The sequence below is a fragment of the Microbacterium sp. genome (assembly GCF_047607225.1).
Classification (GTDB): Bacteria; Actinomycetota; Actinomycetes; order Actinomycetales; family Microbacteriaceae; genus Microbacterium.
Window position 1 is genome coordinate 1 of sequence record NZ_JASGDO010000004.1, and the last position, 17,038, is coordinate 17,038.

Consider the following 17,038-nt stretch of genomic DNA (forward strand, 5'->3'; position numbering starts at 1 on the left):
CTCGACCGTGCGGGTCGCCGCCGCGGGCGTGCTGACCGCCGGGTCGGCGCCCGGAGCGGCGCACCCGGCCAGCAGGAGGACGGAGACCGCTGCGGTGGACGCCCAGGCGAGGGCTCGGCGGGACAGGGAAGATCGCATGCGAAAAGAACCTCTCTCGGGGGTGAAGAGACCGGCGCATCTCGGGGGACCGCGCAACAGTCAGGTAAGGCCACCCTAACCTAATTCGATTCCTCCCGCCGCGGCGAATGCCTTGAGCCTCACACTGTGTCAGGGTCGACAGTGAGGACATCATGTACACCATCGGAGAGTTCGCCGCCCTCGGGCGCGTCAGCGTACGGATGCTGCGTCACTACGACAGCATCGGCCTGCTCGCCCCCGCGCGCGTCGATCCGCGAAGCGGCTATCGCCTCTACGCGATCACGCAGTTGCCCGTCCTGCTGCGCATCGCGGAGTTGCGTGACCTGGGGGTGGGCCTGGATGCGATCGCGACGGTCATCGACGCCGACGAGCAGGACCGCGTCCTGCATGCGGTCCTCGACGAACGCCGGCGCGAGCTGACATCGTCCGTCGCCGCCGCCCAGCAGGACATCGCGCGCGTCGAGCGGCGCCTCCGTCGTCTGGAAGGAATCACCATGTCTGATGTCGTCTACACGCACGTCCCTGCCGTCACCGTGTACGCGGTGCACGGGGTCGCGCCGGACGGTGGGCCGGAGAACGTGTCACCCGTCATCGGTCCGCTCATCGAGGGTCTCGACCGGGCGCTGGAGGCGGCGGGGCGCCGACTCATCGAACCCGGGATCTTCTGGTACGACGCCACATCCGGCAACGACCTTGCCGTCCACGTCTCCTACACCGCGGAGCCCGAGCCGGTGCCCGGCGACGGGTACGACGTGGTGGAGCTCCCCGCGATCCCCATCGCCGCAACCCTGCGCCACCACGGAGATATGACCGGTATCGGCGAGTCGTGGTCCACCCTCATGGAGACCCTTGTCGCCGACGGTTACCGCGTCGTGGGCGCGTGCCGCGAGGTGTATCTGGAGGCCGATGGCCATGAGCCGGGACCCGACTGGCTGACCGAGCTCCAGGTACCTGTCGAGCGAGCCTGAGCCCGCTCCCCGGAACGAGATCACCCGCGAGATCGACACGGTCGATACCTGCGAGTGATGCGGAGGTCGATCCCCGATTCCTAACGTCGAGGGGTGGAGGTCATCAACGCATTCATCACCGCCGCCGTCGCATCGCCGTGGCTCTTGCTCGTCATGTTCGCCGCTTCGGTGATCGACGGGTTCTTCCCGCCGGTCCCCAGCGAGACCGTGCTGGTCGCGGCGGCGGCGGTGGCCGTCTCGACCGGTTCGCTCCCCTCGCTCGTGCTGCTGTGCGTCGTGGCAGCCATCGGCGCGACGATCGGCGACAACGTCGCGTATGCCCTGGGCCGGGCGATGGGAACGACGCGCTTCCGGTGGATGCGGGCACCGAAGGTGGCGGCGGTGTTCGCTCACGCGCGCCGAGCCCTCGACGAACGCGGCGCCGTCCTGATCCTCGGCGCGCGGTACATCCCGGTCGGTCGCGTCGCGGTCAACATGTCGGCGGGCGCCGTGCGATATCCGCGACGCCGGTTCGTTCCGCTGAGCGGCATCGCCGCGATCGGGTGGGCGGCTTCGAGCGCGGCGATCGGGGTGCTGGCTGCCTCTTGGCTTCGTGATCAGCCGGTGCTGAGCGCGGGGCTGGCAATCGTCGTCGCCCTCACTGTCGGGGTCGCCATCGATCGGACGGTCGCCCTCCGCCGCCGGCGACGAGCTATTGCCGCCGACCGCACGGCGGGCGCGGGAGACTCCGGCGTCATCGCGGCGGATGTCGCCCCCGTCGACACACCTCTCGCCGTCGCGACCGGGCACACGGCGTTCGCGACCGCGCACGGCTGGTCGCCGGGTGAGACACACTAGGGAGCATGCCGGCGATGACTCCTCGACGACGCCGCGCCGATCGCCGGACGGTGTGGCTGAGCCTTCTCGCCCTCGCCGCCGTCGCTCTGTTCAGCGTGCTGGTGCCGCTGCAGGCCGTCTTCTCCGGCACGGTGCTGCCTGCCGCGATGATCCTGGGCGCGGCTCTGTGCGCCGCTCCCCTCGTGGCAGTCAGCCGGCCCCGCACGGCGGTGGTGGCGTTCTGCGCGGCCGCGTTCGCGTTGCCCTTGTCGGCCTCTCCCGACCGAGATCCATCGTGGCCATGGCCATGGTCGGTGGCGGCCATGGTCGCTTTCGTCCTGGTCCTGCTGGTGCTGACGATCCGGCACGACTGGCGCTGGGGCGTGCTCACGTGGACCGTCAGCAACGCGGGAGCCCTCGTGCTCGTGTGGATCTTCCCCGATGCCGTCAGCGTGGGGGCAGCCACCGCCAACCTCATCGTCACGGCGTCGGTGACGGCGGCGGCGCTCCTGGTCGGGGTGCTGATCGCGGCGCGCATCCGCGTCGGCGCCGAGCTCGTCCGCTCCCGTGAGCTCACGGCGCACGAGCAGTCGCGCCGCGAGCTCGTGGAGGAGCGCAGCCGGATCGCGCGCGAGCTCCACGATGTGGTCGCCCACAGTCTGTCGGTCATCCAGGTGCAGGCATCGACCGCGCGCTACCGCATTCCCGACCTGCCGGAGGCGGTGGCCGCGGAGTTCGACGACGTGGCCGCCACCGCACGCACCTCGCTCGCGGAGATGCGGCACCTGCTGGGTGTCTTGCGGACCGACGAGGACACCGCGGCGCTCTCACCCGTCCAGCGCCTGTCGGACATCCCCGCCCTCGTCGACGGGGTCCGCCGCACGGGGATCCGTGTGAGTCTCACGATGGAGGGCATTTCGGAGGCCGTTCCCTCCAGCGTCCAGGTGACCGGATTCCGGATCGTGCAGGAGGCGCTGAGCAACGCGGTCCGTCACGCCCCCGGGTCGGCGATCGACGTGTCCTTCCGCGGGGGTGATGACGCGCTGGTCGTGCGCATCCACGACTCCGGGTCGGCGGAACCTCACCGCGGCTCCCCCTCCTCCGCCGAGGGCGCGCCCGAACCACGCCGCGCCGCGGGGCATGGCCTGCGCGGCATGCGCGAGCGGGTGACCCTCCTCGACGGCACGCTGAGCGCCGCGGTCGATCCTGCAGGAGGATGGACGGTGGCCGCCGTCCTCCCCGTGACGCGCGCCATAGAGGAGGGGTCATGACGATCGAGGTGTTGATCGCCGACGACCAGGCGATGGTCCGCGCGGGGTTCGCGGCGCTCTTGGACGCCCATGAGGGAATCCGCGTCGTCGGGCAGGCCTCCGACGGATCCGAGGCCGTCGCCCTGTCGGCCCGGCTCGACCCCGACGTGATCCTGATGGACGTGCGGATGCCCGAGACGGACGGCATCGCCGCGACGCGCCACATCCTCGGACCCGGGTACCCCGCCGCCCGCGTGCCGCGCATCCTGATGCTCACGACGTTCGACATCGACGACTACGTATACGACGCGCTCCAGGCCGGCGCCAGCGGGTTCCTCCTCAAAGACGCTCTTCCGGAGGAACTCGTTCAGGCGGTGCGGGTGATCGCCGCGGGCGAGGCTCTGCTCTCGCCGCGGGTGACGCGCCGGATGATCGCCCAGTTCGCCGCCCAGAAACCCCGCGTCAGCCGGGCGACACAGACCCTGTCGACCCTCACCGAGCGGGAGCGTGAGGTGCTCATCCTCCTCGGGAAGGGCATGTCCAACAGCGAGATCGCCGGCACCCTCTTCATCGCCGAGCAGACCGTCAAGACCCACGTCGGCAAAGTGCTGGGCAAGATCGGAGCGCGAGACCGGGTGCAGGCCGTGATCTTCGCCTACGACAGCGGACTCGCCGAACCCGCCGCCGGGTGATCTCCCTCCCCGGTAGGGGGCAGTGCAAGACCTCGGGGTGATGCCCTGGTTGCGACCGGATCCATAACCTCCTCGGGAGCCACCGAGGAGGACACCATGACCGTCGCTCATCCCATCGCCTGCACCGTCGTGGCCACGACCGCGCCGCGACACACTCCCGCGCCCGTCCCGGCCGGTCGTGATCGCGGAGTCGATCTCGTGCGCGCCGCCTGCATCGTCGTCGTCGTGCTGCTGCACGCGCTCATGGCGGGCGTCGTCCTGGACGAGACCGGTCCGGTCTTTCTCAACGCGGCCGATGGGGCCCCGTGGTTCGCGCCGCTCACCTGGGCAGTCCAGATCATGCCGGTGTTCTTCGTCATCGGCGGGTTCGCCGGCTCGCTCGGTCTCGGCGCGCTCCGCGGGCGGGGCGGGGACGCGACGGCGTTCGTGGCGGGGCGAGTGCAACGCCTCCTGCTCCCAGCGGCGTTGGTCATCGCGGTAGTCGGTGCGGCTCTGGCCGTGTTGTCCCTCGCGGGTGTGGACCCCGAGATCGTCTCGGTCGCCGGCTTCCGCTTCGCCCAGCCGCTCTGGTTCCTGGGGGCATTCCTCCTGTGTCAGGCGCTGCTGCCGGCGCTGCACCGCGCGCACCGCGCTGCCCCGCTGACCACGCTCGGCTCGCTGGTCGCTGCCGCGGTGCTCGTGGACGTGTCGCGCGCGACTACGGGGATCGACGCGATCGGATTCCTCAACCTCGCGTTCATCTGGCTGGCTCTGCAGCAGATCGGTTTCTTCTTCGCCGACGGCCGCATCGACGCCCTCTCTCGACGGGCGCGATGGGCGGTCGCGGTGGGCACCGCGGGAGTGCTCGCGGCCCTCATCTCGACGACCGTCTACTCCCCCGACCTGTTCGAGAACCTCAATCCGCCCACCGCCGCTCTCCTCCTCCTCGGCGCCGCGCAGACGGCGATCCTCTCGCTCGCACGCGGCGCGCTCACGCGGCTGAGCGCACGCCCGCGCGTCGCCGCGTTCAGCGACTTCGTCAACGCCCGCTCCATGACGATCTACCTGTGGCACATGCCCGTCGTCCTGGGCCTCGCGGGTGGGCTCGCGTTGGCGGGGATGCACTTCGGCGTGGCGCTTCCCGCCCCCTCGACCTCGGAATGGTGGCTGACCCGTCCACTCTGGTGGGCGGGCGTCGTGGTCGTCACGACTGTGATCGCCGTCGCCGTCTCGGCGGTCGAACGCCGACGACTGCCGCGCGTGACGGCATCGCCGCAGCGGGCGGCGCGAGCCGCACTGTCGGGCATCGTCGCCATCGTGCTCCTGCTCGCGGGCGGCACGACCGTGGCGACGGCACTCATCGCGACCGTCCTGCTCGTCGTCGCCCTCCGCCAGGCTCGTCCCCCACGACGGCCGCGCGTCCTGACGGCGCGCGGGACGACGTCGGCGGGGTCAGTCCGCGCCGATGACCGTTCGCATCCGCCACACCGGCGGCTGCCCCGATGCGTGGTCGTGCGAGACCACGTCGAACTCGTGACGCTCGTACAGCCGCACGTTGCGGGGGTCGGACGTCTCGAGCGTCACGAAGCCGCCTCCACGCTGGGCGACGGCGGAGCGCGCGAAGCCCAGCAGCGCCGAGGCGAGGCCGGCTCCCTGCCGAGAGCTGCGAACCCCGAGGGTCTCTAGGCGCCACGCCGCAGCATCGAACTCGGAGGCGTGGGAGAGTCGGTCGATGCGGTCGCCATGGAGCTCGACCACGCGTCGCGTCGTGTCGGGCGAGGGATCCGGCGCTCCGGGGCCACGAGAGCGATCACTCCATCGATCGCGTCGTCGTCGCCCTCGACAACGGCGACCAGGCCGTGCTCGTGCGCGTACTGCAGATACAGCAGTTGGAGTGAGCGCAGTCGATGCTCATATGCCTCGTCGGGAATGACGTGGCGCGTCCACGCGTAGTCGCGGAACGCATCGGCGAGGACATCGGCTGCGAAAGGGAGGTCTGTCGGGTGTGTCAGGCGGATCTCCACACCGTCAGGCTATCGAGCCGTCGCGGCGCCGCGGCTATCGATCCCCGGATGCCGGCCGCAGGAGGCGCAGCGCCGCCGCCTGACTCGCAGCGAACAGCGCCACCTCGACCGCGACCGCGAGGACCACGACGATCGCGACGCCGGTCGCAGCGGCGACCGACACCGAGGCGACGCCCACCGCGGCGACGACGTTCGCCACCATCACCAGGCGCAGCGCCGTCCGTAGCGGGAGCCGCCGGAGAAGCCAGACGACGATCGCGGCCCAGACGATCACGGCGGCTCCGACGCCGGCGATCACCGGGAGCGGAAGCGTGATGCCCGAGCCCACCCACGGCGCCGCGACCAGCACGGCTACCCCCAGCACGGCGCAGTATGCGGCGTCCCAGCCAAGGCTTCGTCGCCCGATCCGCTCTCCGTCGACGTACGTCATGGTTCTCCGTCCGATGTGGGCGACGCGAGAGACCGCCCGCTCCGCCAGCCTAGCGATCGGGTCGGGCTCGCGACGGCTCCGCGCGTCTCGGCCGTCGAGCGAGAGATGCGCTCCGCCAGCCACTGACTCCGCTGCCGTCAGCGGCGGCCGGCACCCGTGCGGTTCGCCTCGTCATACGCTGAGGGCATGCTCGAATCGGAGGAGTCCTCGTCCGCCCCCGTCGTCCCGCTCTCCACCGGTTCGGTGCGCGGGATTGCGGAAGACGGCGTCACTCGGTTCCTCGGCATCCCCTATGCCGAGCCGCCGGTCGGGGATCGCCGGTTCGCGGCGCCGGTGCCGGCGGCACCCTGGAGCGAGGTCCGTGACGCGCAGCGCTTCGGCCCGACCTCCCCGCAGTCGCCCTATCGTGGCGCCCTCGGCGAGCTCCTCCACGCGGTGATCCTCGACGGCGAAGAGGTCCTCACCGTCAACGTCTGGGCTCCGGCCACCCGCGCAGCCAACGCCCCGGTCGTGCTCTGGTTGCACGGCGGCTCCCTGGAGCACGGCACGGCCGCGCAGCCGGCCTACGACGGGACGCCCTTCGCGCGCGACGGTGTGGTGTTCGTGTCGGCGAACTACCGGCTCGGCGCCGAAGGCTTCAGCGTGCTCGACGGTGCGCCACTCAATCTGGGCCTGCGCGACGTCGCGCTCGCACTCGAATGGGCGCACCGCGAGATCGCGGCCTTCGGCGGAGATCCCGCACGCATCACGATCATGGGCGAATCAGCGGGGGGCGCGCTCGTCGCCGCCCTCCTCGCGCGCCCCGCCTCCCGGGCTCTCGTCGCCGGCGCCATCATCCAGTCCGGCCCGCTCGAGGCCTCCGACCCCGCCCGCGCGCGCCACGCATCCGACGCGATCGCGAAGCGGCTCGGCATCGCCGCGACGCGCGAGGCGTTCGCCGCGGTGTCCCCCTCCGACCTCGTGCGCGCACGCGCCGAGATCGCCGCCGGTTCCTCTCCTCTCAAGGGCGCGCCCGGATTCGTTCTCGCGGTCGACCCGGAGTCACTCCCCCGCTCGCCGCACGTCGCGCTCGCGGATGCGGACGTTCCGATCCTCATCGGCACCAACACCGACGAGTACCGGCTCTGGCTCGGGCCCGACGATCTCGCCGCGCTCGGCCGGACGAAGACGTGGCTGGCCCGGCGTGTCATGCGGATCCGCGAGAGTGCCGCGCGCGCGGTGCGGGAGGCGATGCCGCACGCATCCGCCGGGGAGGTGCTCGGTCAGCTGATCACGGATCGGGTGCTGCGGGCGCCGGCGACGCGGCTCGCCCGCGCCCGGACAGCGCCGACGTACCTCTACGAGTTCGCCTGGCCGAGCCCGGTGCGCGACCTGCGCGCGGCCCACGCCATCGAGATCGCGTTCGCCTTCGGTCGACTCGACGACGAAGACGCCGTGCGGCTGATCGGAGACGACGCTCCACAGTCTCTCGCGCGCGACATGCACGCCGCCTGGGTCTCCTTCATCACCACGGGAGATCCGGGCTGGCCGGCGTTCGACGACGCTCGGCTCACGCGGATCTGGGACGTGACGCCCGAGACGGTGCCACAGCGCCGGGCTGCCGTGGTCGATGCCCTGGAGTGAGCTCCGCCGCATCCAGCCGCGTCGCGACGGCTCGAAGGACCGCCGAGAGCGACATCCCGTACGCCCGTCCGACAGCGGCGAGGACTTCGCTCGAGGCCTCCTTCCGACCGCGCTCGATCTCTGACAGGTACTGACCGCTGAGGCCGGCGCGCGCCGCGACGCTCGCGTCTTCGCGACGCGACCCCGACGACGCCCACGTGACGATCGCCTGCATCGCGGCTCGCGCATCCAGGCCGTCGCCACCCACTACCGCCCGCATCAGGTCGGGATCGGAGTCGAGCAGGACAGCATCGGCGGGAGGGCGGGGCATGGGGCCATTCTCGCCGGTCGAGCAGGGGCGGCTCCACCCGGGGCGCGGATACGCTCGGGGCGGCCGCGCCCGCCCGCTCATCCTCGTGAGCGAGATGGCCGCGGCGTGGTCACACAGCGGGCCCCGTGGACAGCCACAGGTCGATCGCTAGGACCGCTCCGTCGCCCCGCCGCTGGAGAGCGACAACGACTGCATCGTCCTTCCAGGACGCCCGGGTCGGCGGGTCACCCTCATCCGCGAAGCGGATCGGCCGTGCCGTGATCGAGCCGGAGTCGATCGTGACCCGCCAGTGCACGCGGCCTGCTTCCGCACTGCCGACGCGCTCCAGGGTTCCCGCCAACGCTCCGCTCCCGATGTGGAAGGACGTCCCCAGAAGGGCCAGCGAGGCGAGCTCCCCCGTCGCCGACAGCACCGGCTCCACCCACCACAGCTCGCCGAGGTCGATCGAGGGGCCGAGGTCCTGAGGCCCCGGCACGACACCGGGAACGGAAAAGAGCAGGTTCGCGCACCCGGCTTCGTCGATGCGCTTCTGGTCGTCGACTCCGCCGAGCTCCACCCCGCCCGGATCCACGTCGTAGATTCCTACATCGACCACCACGGAGTTTGTCATGACGAGAGCATAGGGACACGTCATCGGGGCCCGGGCGGAGTGTCCACCTCTGGGCCAGCGTCGCCATTGGTCGGAGGGCGCCGCGTGTACGAGCGAAGAGTCAGCGACACGAGCGAGCCGGACGCGCCGCGACATCGATAATGGGATGGCCCGTGGCGCAGCTCCGCGCCCGGTCGCGAGGGAGGCGCACGTGACGGCAGACGTGGTGTGCGCGGCCATCGCGACGCGTATCGAGGAGACCGGTTTCGGCGCACACGGATTGCACGTGCTCGTCGGCGACGAGGTGTCCGAACGCCGGTGGGGGCCGGATCTCCGGGAGGACATCCACTCCGTCGCGAAAGGCGTGTGCGTCCTCGCGGCCGGAATGGCCGCCGACGAGGGAGTCATCTCGTTCGACGAGCCGGTCTCGGCCGCGCTCCCGGATGTGCCGATGGGTCCGGGCGTGGAGCAGGTCACGCTCCGCCACCTCCTCACGATGACGAGCGGCATCGATCTGCCGTGGTCGGAGACGATGATGACCGACTGGCCCGATCTCGCGCGGGAGTTCCTCCGCCGCCCGGCCCGAGGCCGCGTGTTCCAGTACTCGAACGCGAGCACCTACACGGCGATGCGGGTGCTCGCCGCCTCGGTGGGAGACGTCGCCTCCTTCCTCGAACCACGCCTGTTCGCACCGCTCGGCCTCGCCGACGTGTCCTGGGACCGGTGCCCGAACGGTTTCGTCGTCGCCGGAGGCGGCCTCCACCTGCGCACCGAGGAGATGGCGCGCATCGGACGCCTCCTCCGCGACCGCGGAATGTGGCAGGGGCAGCGGCTGGTCTCCGGCGAGTGGGTCGACGCGATGCACACCGACATGGTGGCCACGGGTTCGGTGCCCGCCTACGACTGCTACGGACTCAGCGGCTGGGGCGGCCCCGGACGGGCGTGGCGACTGCACGGCGCCCACGCACAGTTGCTGATCCTCCTCGGCGACGCCGTGATCACCATCACCGCCCACGACCACGCCGGCGCCGACACGATCGCCGACTACGCCGTCGCTCAGCTCGAGATGCACGCCGCACCATGAGTAGGCCGGGCTGGCGAGCGGGAGGCGTCAGCGCTCGCGGAAGTAGCGGAAGAGGTGGCGTTCGCGCACGCCGGCCAGCCCGGCCAGTGCCCCGCCGATCGCTCCCGCGATCGCGAGGGCCGCGCTCTGGACGGCATGCCACATCAGCGGGACCGCCATCGACGGCACGCTGAACATCACGTACGCAGCGACCGGGAGGACGACGATCATGGCGATCCCGGCGATGACCGCGACCTCGATCACGGTGATGGCGTACTGGTCTGCGGGACGCACGCCGACGTGACGCGCCGAGGCCAGCTCGAGTCGTCTCCCCCGCACGTGGAAGGCGACGGCGACGGCGACAAGAAGGGCGGCAGCGAGGCCGGCCGCACTCCATATGACGCGCTCGGCATCGGCGCTGAAGCGCGCTCCCAGGGTCGCGTTGGCCTGGACCAGCGTCGGCCCTGCGGCGGCACCGGCGCCGCCGGGGACCACGACGAGACCGGCCAGCGACTCGACGATCGGCGTCTGGGGCCACACCGTCACCCAGCATTCGTCGAACAGGCCCGACGATGCAGGAGCGTCGCCGAGGATCGCATACCCGAGCCCGGCGACACGACCGTCGTCGGGGTAGGCGAAGCGCCCCGCCACCGGCACCCGGCCGCGCTCCGCGAGCGAGAGCTCATCGCCGTCACGCCAGCCGACGGCGTCAGCCACCTCGTCGGAGAGGAGCAGGCCAGCGCCGTCGCCGCGTGCCCCGAGCACACCGGCGAACTGCGGGGTGCTCTCGAAGTAGCGGACCGTCGTGCTCGGCAGGAGGGCGAGCGTCAGGCCCTCGCGCTCCCGGACGGCACCGGCAGCGGTCACGTTCTCGAGCTGCCGGAAGGCCTCGCAGCGCACTCCGTCGATGCGGCCTTCGGCCTTGACGATGAGGGTCGCCGCTCCCGATCGCTGGTAGGCGACTGCCCGAGAATCGGCCTGCAGGAGCGCCAGTTGGGGAGCGAGGACACCGCATGCCGTGAGGACGATGACGACGATCAGCAGGACTCTGCTTCCCCCGACTCCGGCGGTCAGGTTCCGGTATGCCTCCCCCCAGACGGAGGCCAACGTCATGGATCCCTTGCGAGCGTTCACGAGGCGAGGCCCAGGTCGATGTGGTCGGTGCAGGCGTCCCGCGTGCCGGGATCGTGAGTGGCGATCACCACGATGCTGTCGTTCCCGGCCAAGGCGTGGAGAGCCTCGTTCACGGCGGCGGAGGTGATGGCGTCGAGCTGTGCCGTCGGTTCATCGACCAGCAGCAGCGCCGGCCGCGCGGCCAGGGCTCGCGCGAGCAGAAGCCGCTGCGCTTCGCCTCCTGACAGCGCCGAGAAGCGGGAGTCGGCGCGATCCGCCAGCCCGAGGCGCTCGAGCAGCCCCCTCGCCTCCACCTCTGCCGCGGAGCGGGTCGCGCCTGCGGCCAGGAGCGGAAGGGTCACGTGGTCGAGCGCACGACGCTGATGCACGCCGTGCGGGTTCTGGAATCTCCTCCACAAGACGCAATCTCCGCGTACTTTGAATGACAATTGTCCGTATCAGCCGCGCAGAGGTGCACGAGTGCGTAATTCTGCCGAGAGATCCATGACCGTCATGGAATCGACGGCGACGTCAGTCGAAGGATTCTGGGGAGCTATCCGTCAACTCTCGCTCGAAGCACACCGAATTGTCCGAACCGATATACGACCCGAAGAGGGGGATGGGTCGATACCCCTCGCGCTGGTAGAAGCGGATCGCGTCGGGCTGCGCAGTACCGGTCTCCAAGACGAGACGGTGGGCACCCAGATCGCGCGCTTCACGCTCCAGCGCACGGAGCACGGCGGTGGCGACTCCGGTCCCTCGTGCCGACGGTGCGGTGTACATGCGCTTGATCTCCACGACGCCCGCGCCGAGCACGTGTTCGGGAAGAGGGCGCAGTCCGCCGCAGGCGATCGCGACACCCTCTCCGTCCTTCGCAACGAGGAACACGGGCACGTCCGCTGCCGACGGAGGCACGCCCGGTTCATGGTCGCTCCTGCCGTAGCGCGCGTCGAGCTCCTCCCGCTGCGCTCGGCGCAGGCGGTCGGCCTCCGGGTCGTCGAACGGGGTCGTCGTGATGGTCCAGGGCATGGACGTCCTTTCCGTAGCATTCGCCACCGTAACACCTGTTACGCTACCGGCATGCCACGACCCCGTGCCGACAGCGCTCACCGCACTCGACTGTCGGAGGCGGTGTTCCTGACACTCGCCGAGTCGGGCCCGGCGGGTCTGACGCTGCGGGCCGTGGCGGCCCGCGCGGGCTGCACGACGGGCCTGGTGTTGCATACCTTTCCCGACAAGCGGGCGCTCCTCCTCCACGCGCGCGACGTGCTGCACGACCGCACGCGGGCGCGAGCGGAGGCACTTGAGGCCGGCTCTGCCGACGCAGCGACCGCGCTCCGAGCGGTCACGACCGGAGCGCTGGCCCTCGACGAGGAACGTTTGGCGGAGGCCCGAGCGTGGGTCGGCTTCCTCGGCGCCGCGCTCGGCGACCCCGTGCTGCGGGACAGACACGTCACGAACAGTCGCGCCTTCATCGAGCGACTGACCCGGTTGCTCCGCGAGATCACTGGCGCGCCCGCTCCCGACCTCGAAGCACGCGCCGCGGCTCTTGCGGCCAGCGTCGAGGGGATCACGGTTCTCGCGGCAGGCGACCCGGAGCTCTGGAGCGCGGAGAGGCAGCGCGCCGCGCTCGAGACGGTGCTAGGTGCGGCGCTGACCCGATAGTCAGCGACGGGCCGTCAGGGCTGCGGCTCGGAACGGAGGCTCCGTGCGTGCCACCGTCCGCCGCGGTGCTCCACCTCAATCGCGTGGTCGAACGCGCGACTGACGGCATCCGTCGTCAACTCCGCTCGGATCTCTCCCGCAGCAACCACTCTCCCCCGGCCCAGGAGCAGCGCGTGACTGGCGGCTTCGGGGATCTCCTCGAGGTGGTGAGTGACCAGCACCGATGCCAGATCGGGATGAGTCGATGCCAGGCGATCGAGGGTCTCCAGCAACTGCTCCCGTGCGGCGACGTCGAGACCCGTAGAGGGCTCGTCGAGCAACAGCAGTGCGGGTTCATTCATGAGCGCGCGGGCGATCAGCGCCCGGCCACGTTCCCCCTGTGAGAGGTTCGGCCACAGATCGTCTGCCTTTCCTCCCAGTCCCAGAACGTCGATCAGCTCGTCCGCGCGACGGCGCTCGGCGGGCTCCGGCCTCCACCGCATCATCATCTCCGTCGTACCGGTGATGCCGGTGAGCACGACCTCGGCGACGGTGAGCGGCGACTCGACGGCGTGGCGGGGATCGACATGCCCGATGCGCCGACGCAGCGCGAGCAGTTCGACACGCCCCACCCGGTGCCCGAGCAGATCGACCGTCCCCGCCGTCGGGAAGGTGCGAGCTCCGCAGAATCCGAGGATGGTGCTCTTGCCGGCACCATTGGGCCCGAGGAGCACCCAATGCTCCCCCGGCAGAATGCGCAGTGACACGTCGCGCACGATCTCTCTCCCGTTCCGACGGAAGCTCACCCGATCGAGAACGACGAGCGGCTCGCGGCTCACGCGAGACTCGCTTTCAGCGCGTCGAGGTGGGCCCGACTCTCCCGGGCGGCCACGTGGGGCAGGCGATCGGCCACCGCGGCGACGACCGCCGCGTGCGCGTCATGGTCACCCGCCGCATCGGCGACCGGACGCAGACGCAGCATGTCGACCATGGCGCGGCGACTGCGCGGGACGAAACCGTCGAAGAGCTCGGTCAGCACCTCATTGTGGGCAGCGACCACGATTGCGCGATGCAGTGCCATGTCAGCATCCACGTGCTCCTCGACGCTCTGTCCGGGCACCATCCGCGCGTCGAGAGCCCGCCGGATCGCGCGCAGGTCTGCCGGGGTACGGCGACCCGCAGCGAGAGCAGCCCCCTCGACCTCGATCGCCGTGCGCGCCTCGATCACGGTGACGATGTCAGCGCGGCGCACCACCTGCTCCCAGTCCTCCTGCGCGTCGAGCGACGTCACGTACACGCCCGAGCCGTGGCGGGAATCGAGCACGCCGCGGCCGGCGAGCTGGCGGATGGCCTCTCTCACCGTGGAGCGTCCGACACCCAGCTGCGGAGCGAGCGTCGTCTCTCCGGGGAGCTTTGCCCCCAGCGCCCACTCCCCCGATCGAATCCGCGCGAGCAGGGCGTCGGCGGCCTGGTCCGCAAGCGGTACCCGTTTCAACTGTGCCACATGATCTCCTCTACTTGTCTGAGGACTTGTGATACAGTCTAGCCGTGATTCCGCGCACTTTCCTTCTCCTTCGCCGCCACGGCGGGGCATAGCCAGACCGGCTCCCCGTCGTGGAGCCGAACCCTGCGCCGGTCTGCTTCTCCAGACCTCGAAGGAACCCGCCGTGCCCACTACCACCGTCATCAGCTGGAACCGCCAGCGCCCCTCCGGCATGCCCGCTCACCGCTACACCGACGTGTACTCCCGGGTCGATGTGCCCCTCGCCGATCACGATCGCCGTTGGCCGACCCGCCGGATCACCGCCGCTCCCCTGTGGGTGCCGGTCGACCTCCGTGACGGCAATCAGGCGCTGGCGGAACCGATGGATCCCGAGCGGAAGCGCCGGCTCTTCGAGCTGATGGTGCGAATGGGCTACACCGAGATCGAGGTCGGGTATCCGTCGGCGTCGCAGACCGACTACGACTTCGTGCGGCTCCTCGCCGAGACCGACGTCGCGCCCGACGACGTCACGATCGTCGTGTTCACCCCCGCCCGTCGCGATCTCATCGAGCGCACCGTCGAGTCGATCCGAGACATCCGCAACCCCGTCGTCATCCACATGTACGCCGCCACCGCGCCGATCTGGCGCGACACGGTGCTGGGCAAGGACCGCAGCGAGTTGCGGGAGATGATCCTCGCGGGCGGCCACGATGTGTGGGAGCTCGCGGGGCGCCTTCCGAACGTCCGGTTCGAGTTCAGCCCAGAGGTGTTCACCCTGACTGAGCCGGATTACGTCGTCGAGATCTGCGACGCGATCACCGAGCTGTGGGAGGCCACCCCGGCACGCCCCGTGATCCTCAACCTTCCGGCCACCGTCGAGGTCGCGACCCCCAACGTCTACGCCGACCAGATCGAGTACATGGACCGCACCCTCGCCCGCCGCGACGGGGTGATCCTCTCGGTGCATCCCCACAATGACCGCGGCACGGGAATCGCGTGCGCCGAGCTCGCCGTCCTCGCCGGAGCTCAGCGCGTCGAAGGCTGCATCTTCGGCACCGGAGAGCGTACGGGCAACGTCGACATCGCCACACTCGCGCTCAACCTCTACACACAGGGCGTGGATCCGATGATCGACTTCTCCGACATCGACGAGATCCGTCGCACGGTCGAGTACTGCACCCGTATGGAGCTGCACCCGCGACACCCCTACGTCGGCGACCTCGTGCACACGGCCTTCAGCGGCACGCACCAGGACGCGATCAAGAAGGGCATGGCGGAACACCGCGCCCGCGCGATCTCGGAAGGCCGCAGCGAACGGGAGATCGCGTGGCGCGTGCCCTACCTGCCGATCGACCCCGCCGACATCGGGCGCACCTACGACGCCGTCATCCGCGTGAACTCGCAGTCCGGCAAGGGCGGCATCGCCTACCTGCTCGAGGCCGAGTACGGTGTCGACCTCCCCCGCCGACTGCAGATCGACCTCTCCCGCCGCGTGCAGCAGCACACCGATGCCACGGGCGATGAGGTCACCGCGAAGGACATCTGGCGGATCTTCTCGGCCGCCTATCTGCCCGAAACCGATGATCGAGCGGTGCGACTGACCGCGCTGCATCGCGATGAAGGCGCGGGGCGCACCGAAGTCGCGCTCCAGATCGACGACTCCACGCATCACTCAACGCACGATGATGCAGGCCCCGTGGAGGCGCTGACGGATGCGCTACGGGCGCAGGGGGTGCCGGTGGAGATCCTCTCGCTCCACCAGAGCTCGATGCGCTCCGGCGCGGATGCCGAGGCACTCACTCTTCTCGAACACCGCACGACCGACGGCCCGGCCTGGACCGCGGGACGCGACCGATCCAGCCTCGCCGCCACCCTCGACGCCGTCATCCGCGCGGCGAACGCCGTCGCCGAGACCCGGGCTGCGGTCGCGGGATGATGACCGTGGCGGCGTCGCGGACGACGGGCTCGTCGACCCTCAGATCGCACGGACCTTCGGGGACCGATCGTCCGTGCGCTCGGCCCGCGCGGCGAGAGCCGCGATCACCCCGATCATGTCGAGCCTGCCGTGTCCGGCGGCCTCGGCTTCTTCGTAGAGCTCCCGGCTCGCGGTGATCAGCGGGTGGTCCGATCCCGCCTCGTGCGCCGCGTCTTCCGCGAGACGTGCGTTCTTGAGGACGTCGGAGATCGCGGCCTGCGCAGACAAGTCGTCCGCGGTGAGCTTCTCTGCCTTGCCGCGCGAGACGACCGAGGCCATCGGCCCTGCCGCCAGGATGTCCCGCAGCAGGTCGAGATCGGCGCCGGCACGGTCCGCGAAGTGGAAGGTCTCGGCGAGCCCCGTGACCATCGTGATGAGGAAGGTGTTGACCGCCAGCTTCATCGCGAGGGCCGAGGGAACCTCCCCGCATCGGAACGTCTGCGCGCACATGGCCGCCACCACCGGTTCTGCGTGCGCGGCGGCGTCGGGGTCGCCGGCGAGCATCCCGACCAGCGTGCCTTCGATCGCCGGGCCACGGGAGCCAGACACCGGCGCCTCGACGTAGCGTCCACCTGCATCGCCGACCTCCCGCGCGAGAGTGCGCGAGAACGCGGGCGTGAACGTCCCCATCTGCACCACCGTGTGACCAGCGACCATCTCGGCGAAGGACGCGCTGCCGCGGCGGAGCACGTCGTCGACGGCGGCCTCATCGCGCAGCATCAGGACGACCGTCTCCGCGTCCGCGAACACCCCCGCCACATCTGCGGCCGGCCGGGCGCCCAGGGACATGAGCTCGTCCACCGGCGCGGCCGACCTCGCCCACACCACGACATCGAATCCCGCTCGCACCAGATGCGTGGCCATGGGCACGCCCATGATGCCGAGACCGATGAAGCCCACGGTGCGCGTGTTCATGCGTCGTCCTTCCTGTGCTCATGTCG

19 protein-coding genes and 1 pseudogene are annotated in these 17,038 nt (G+C 70.6%); 9 read left to right on the top strand and 11 right to left on the bottom strand.

Annotated elements, in window-relative coordinates; genetic code table 11:
* Positions 1-290: 290 nt before the first annotated feature.
* From QM591_RS00585 to QM591_RS00605, 5 genes and pseudogenes are all read left to right on the top strand, one after another.
* The gene (locus tag QM591_RS00585; RefSeq protein ID WP_415128525.1) at positions 291-1,106 is read left to right on the top strand and encodes a MerR family transcriptional regulator; all 816 of its coding nucleotides are present in this window, start codon (positions 291-293) and stop codon (positions 1,104-1,106) included.
* 93 nt (positions 1,107-1,199) lie between these two features.
* Positions 1,200-1,943: a DedA family protein gene (locus QM591_RS00590; protein ID WP_415128527.1), complete on the top strand. Its 744-nt coding sequence runs from the start codon at positions 1,200-1,202 to the stop codon at positions 1,941-1,943.
* 14 nt (positions 1,944-1,957) lie between these two features.
* Positions 1,958-3,193 carry a sensor histidine kinase gene (locus tag QM591_RS00595; protein WP_415128529.1) on the top strand — a complete coding sequence of 412 codons (1,236 nt, stop codon included), beginning with the start codon at positions 1,958-1,960 and terminating at the stop codon, positions 3,191-3,193.
* Positions 3,190-3,864: a response regulator gene (locus tag QM591_RS00600; RefSeq protein WP_415128531.1), complete on the top strand. Its 675-nt coding sequence runs from the start codon at positions 3,190-3,192 to the stop codon at positions 3,862-3,864. Before QM591_RS00595 ends, QM591_RS00600 begins: the two co-directional genes overlap by 4 nt.
* A 96-nt stretch (positions 3,865-3,960) precedes the next feature.
* Positions 3,961-5,064, top strand: a pseudogene (locus QM591_RS00605) (acyltransferase family protein); the annotation flags it as partial.
* Positions 5,065-5,295: 231 nt separating this feature from the next.
* Here QM591_RS00605 and QM591_RS00610 read toward each other — a convergent pair.
* The 3 genes from QM591_RS00610 to QM591_RS00620 are packed head-to-tail and all read right to left on the bottom strand — an operon-like array spanning position 5,296 to position 6,297.
* Positions 5,296-5,601 carry a GNAT family N-acetyltransferase gene (locus QM591_RS00610; RefSeq protein ID WP_415128533.1) on the bottom strand — a complete coding sequence of 102 codons (306 nt, stop codon included), beginning with the start codon at positions 5,599-5,601 and terminating at the stop codon, positions 5,296-5,298.
* Positions 5,526-5,867: a hypothetical protein gene (locus QM591_RS00615; RefSeq protein ID WP_415128588.1), complete on the bottom strand. Its 342-nt coding sequence runs from the start codon at positions 5,865-5,867 to the stop codon at positions 5,526-5,528. The genes QM591_RS00610 and QM591_RS00615 overlap by 76 nt, the downstream gene beginning before the upstream one ends.
* 34 nt (positions 5,868-5,901) lie before the next feature.
* The gene (locus QM591_RS00620) at positions 5,902-6,297 is read right to left on the bottom strand and encodes a hypothetical protein (protein WP_415128535.1); all 396 of its coding nucleotides are present in this window, start codon (positions 6,295-6,297) and stop codon (positions 5,902-5,904) included.
* Positions 6,298-6,483: 186 nt separating this feature from the next.
* Here QM591_RS00620 and QM591_RS00625 point away from each other — a divergent pair, with 186 nt between their 5' ends.
* On the top strand, positions 6,484-7,920 hold the full coding sequence (locus tag QM591_RS00625; RefSeq protein ID WP_415128537.1) for a carboxylesterase/lipase family protein: 1,437 nt from the start codon (positions 6,484-6,486) through the stop codon (positions 7,918-7,920).
* Here QM591_RS00625 and QM591_RS00630 read toward each other — a convergent pair.
* A complete protein-coding gene (locus QM591_RS00630; protein WP_415128539.1) occupies positions 7,847-8,311 on the bottom strand; it encodes a helix-turn-helix domain-containing protein in 465 nt (154 codons plus the stop codon). The genes QM591_RS00625 and QM591_RS00630 overlap by 74 nt on opposite strands.
* A 28-nt stretch (positions 8,312-8,339) precedes the next feature.
* The gene (locus QM591_RS00635) at positions 8,340-8,840 is read right to left on the bottom strand and encodes a hypothetical protein (protein WP_415128541.1); all 501 of its coding nucleotides are present in this window, start codon (positions 8,838-8,840) and stop codon (positions 8,340-8,342) included.
* A 190-nt stretch (positions 8,841-9,030) separates the two neighbouring features.
* Here QM591_RS00635 and QM591_RS00640 point away from each other — a divergent pair, with 190 nt between their 5' ends.
* A complete protein-coding gene (locus QM591_RS00640) occupies positions 9,031-9,903 on the top strand; it encodes a serine hydrolase domain-containing protein (RefSeq protein ID WP_415128543.1) in 873 nt (290 codons plus the stop codon).
* A gap of 27 nt (positions 9,904-9,930) precedes the next feature.
* Here the strand turns inward: QM591_RS00640 and QM591_RS00645 are convergent, their stop codons facing one another.
* The 3 genes from QM591_RS00645 to QM591_RS00655 all read right to left on the bottom strand — a co-directional run bounded on the left by QM591_RS00645 (position 9,931) and on the right by QM591_RS00655 (position 12,024).
* Positions 9,931-10,995: a hypothetical protein gene (locus QM591_RS00645; RefSeq protein ID WP_415128545.1), complete on the bottom strand. Its 1,065-nt coding sequence runs from the start codon at positions 10,993-10,995 to the stop codon at positions 9,931-9,933.
* 17 nt (positions 10,996-11,012) lie between these two features.
* Positions 11,013-11,357 (bottom strand): ATP-binding cassette domain-containing protein, encoded by a 345-nt coding sequence (locus QM591_RS00650; RefSeq protein ID WP_415128547.1) that lies wholly within the window; start codon positions 11,355-11,357, stop codon positions 11,013-11,015.
* A 169-nt stretch (positions 11,358-11,526) separates the two neighbouring features.
* The gene (locus QM591_RS00655) at positions 11,527-12,024 is read right to left on the bottom strand and encodes a GNAT family N-acetyltransferase (protein WP_415128548.1); all 498 of its coding nucleotides are present in this window, start codon (positions 12,022-12,024) and stop codon (positions 11,527-11,529) included.
* A gap of 51 nt (positions 12,025-12,075) precedes the next feature.
* Between QM591_RS00655 and QM591_RS00660 the strand changes: the two genes are divergently transcribed.
* Positions 12,076-12,660, top strand: coding sequence for a TetR/AcrR family transcriptional regulator (locus tag QM591_RS00660; protein ID WP_415128550.1), 585 nt, complete (start codon positions 12,076-12,078; stop codon positions 12,658-12,660).
* 14 nt (positions 12,661-12,674) lie between these two features.
* On the opposite strand, the gene QM591_RS00665 is transcribed toward QM591_RS00660, so the two are convergent.
* Together QM591_RS00665 and QM591_RS00670 are read right to left on the bottom strand one after the other, a co-directional pair.
* The gene (locus tag QM591_RS00665; RefSeq protein WP_415128552.1) at positions 12,675-13,478 is read right to left on the bottom strand and encodes an ABC transporter ATP-binding protein; all 804 of its coding nucleotides are present in this window, start codon (positions 13,476-13,478) and stop codon (positions 12,675-12,677) included.
* Complete coding sequence (locus tag QM591_RS00670) at positions 13,475-14,143, bottom strand: FadR/GntR family transcriptional regulator (protein WP_415128554.1); 669 nt, start codon at positions 14,141-14,143, stop codon at positions 13,475-13,477. Before QM591_RS00670 ends, QM591_RS00665 begins: the two co-directional genes overlap by 4 nt.
* Before the next feature lie 211 nt (positions 14,144-14,354).
* Here QM591_RS00670 and QM591_RS00675 point away from each other — a divergent pair, with 211 nt between their 5' ends.
* Entirely contained in the window at positions 14,355-16,058 is a 1,704-nt protein-coding gene (locus tag QM591_RS00675) for a 2-isopropylmalate synthase (RefSeq protein WP_415128586.1), read from the top strand.
* Between the two features lie 39 nt (positions 16,059-16,097).
* Here QM591_RS00675 and QM591_RS00680 read toward each other — a convergent pair whose 3' ends face one another.
* On the bottom strand, positions 16,098-17,012 hold the full coding sequence (locus QM591_RS00680) for an NAD(P)-dependent oxidoreductase (protein ID WP_415128556.1): 915 nt from the start codon (positions 17,010-17,012) through the stop codon (positions 16,098-16,100).
* Positions 17,013-17,038: the final 26 nt, after the last annotated feature.

What these genes read in the sequence shown, in the direction of transcription:
- QM591_RS00585 (WP_415128525.1), top strand. Translation starts at nt 291, where the DNA reads ATGTACACCATCGGAGAGTTCGCCGCCCTCGGGCGCGTCAGCGTACGG.
- QM591_RS00595 (WP_415128529.1), top strand. Translation starts at nt 1,958, where the DNA reads ATGACTCCTCGACGACGCCGCGCCGATCGCCGGACGGTGTGGCTGAGC.
- QM591_RS00600 (WP_415128531.1), top strand. Translation starts at nt 3,190, where the DNA reads ATGACGATCGAGGTGTTGATCGCCGACGACCAGGCGATGGTCCGCGCG.
- QM591_RS00620 (WP_415128535.1), bottom strand. Translation starts at nt 6,297, where the DNA reads ATGACGTACGTCGACGGAGAGCGGATCGGGCGACGAAGCCTTGGCTGG.
- QM591_RS00625 (WP_415128537.1), top strand. Translation starts at nt 6,484, where the DNA reads ATGCTCGAATCGGAGGAGTCCTCGTCCGCCCCCGTCGTCCCGCTCTCC.
- QM591_RS00630 (WP_415128539.1), bottom strand. Translation starts at nt 8,311, where the DNA reads ATGAGCGGGCGGGCGCGGCCGCCCCGAGCGTATCCGCGCCCCGGGTGG.
- QM591_RS00635 (WP_415128541.1), bottom strand. Translation starts at nt 8,840, where the DNA reads ATGACAAACTCCGTGGTGGTCGATGTAGGAATCTACGACGTGGATCCG.
- QM591_RS00645 (WP_415128545.1), bottom strand. Translation starts at nt 10,995, where the DNA reads ATGACGTTGGCCTCCGTCTGGGGGGAGGCATACCGGAACCTGACCGCC.
- QM591_RS00655 (WP_415128548.1), bottom strand. Translation starts at nt 12,024, where the DNA reads ATGCCCTGGACCATCACGACGACCCCGTTCGACGACCCGGAGGCCGAC.
- QM591_RS00660 (WP_415128550.1), top strand. Translation starts at nt 12,076, where the DNA reads ATGCCACGACCCCGTGCCGACAGCGCTCACCGCACTCGACTGTCGGAG.
- QM591_RS00675 (WP_415128586.1), top strand. Translation starts at nt 14,355, where the DNA reads ATGCCCGCTCACCGCTACACCGACGTGTACTCCCGGGTCGATGTGCCC.
- QM591_RS00680 (WP_415128556.1), bottom strand. Translation starts at nt 17,012, where the DNA reads ATGAACACGCGCACCGTGGGCTTCATCGGTCTCGGCATCATGGGCGTG.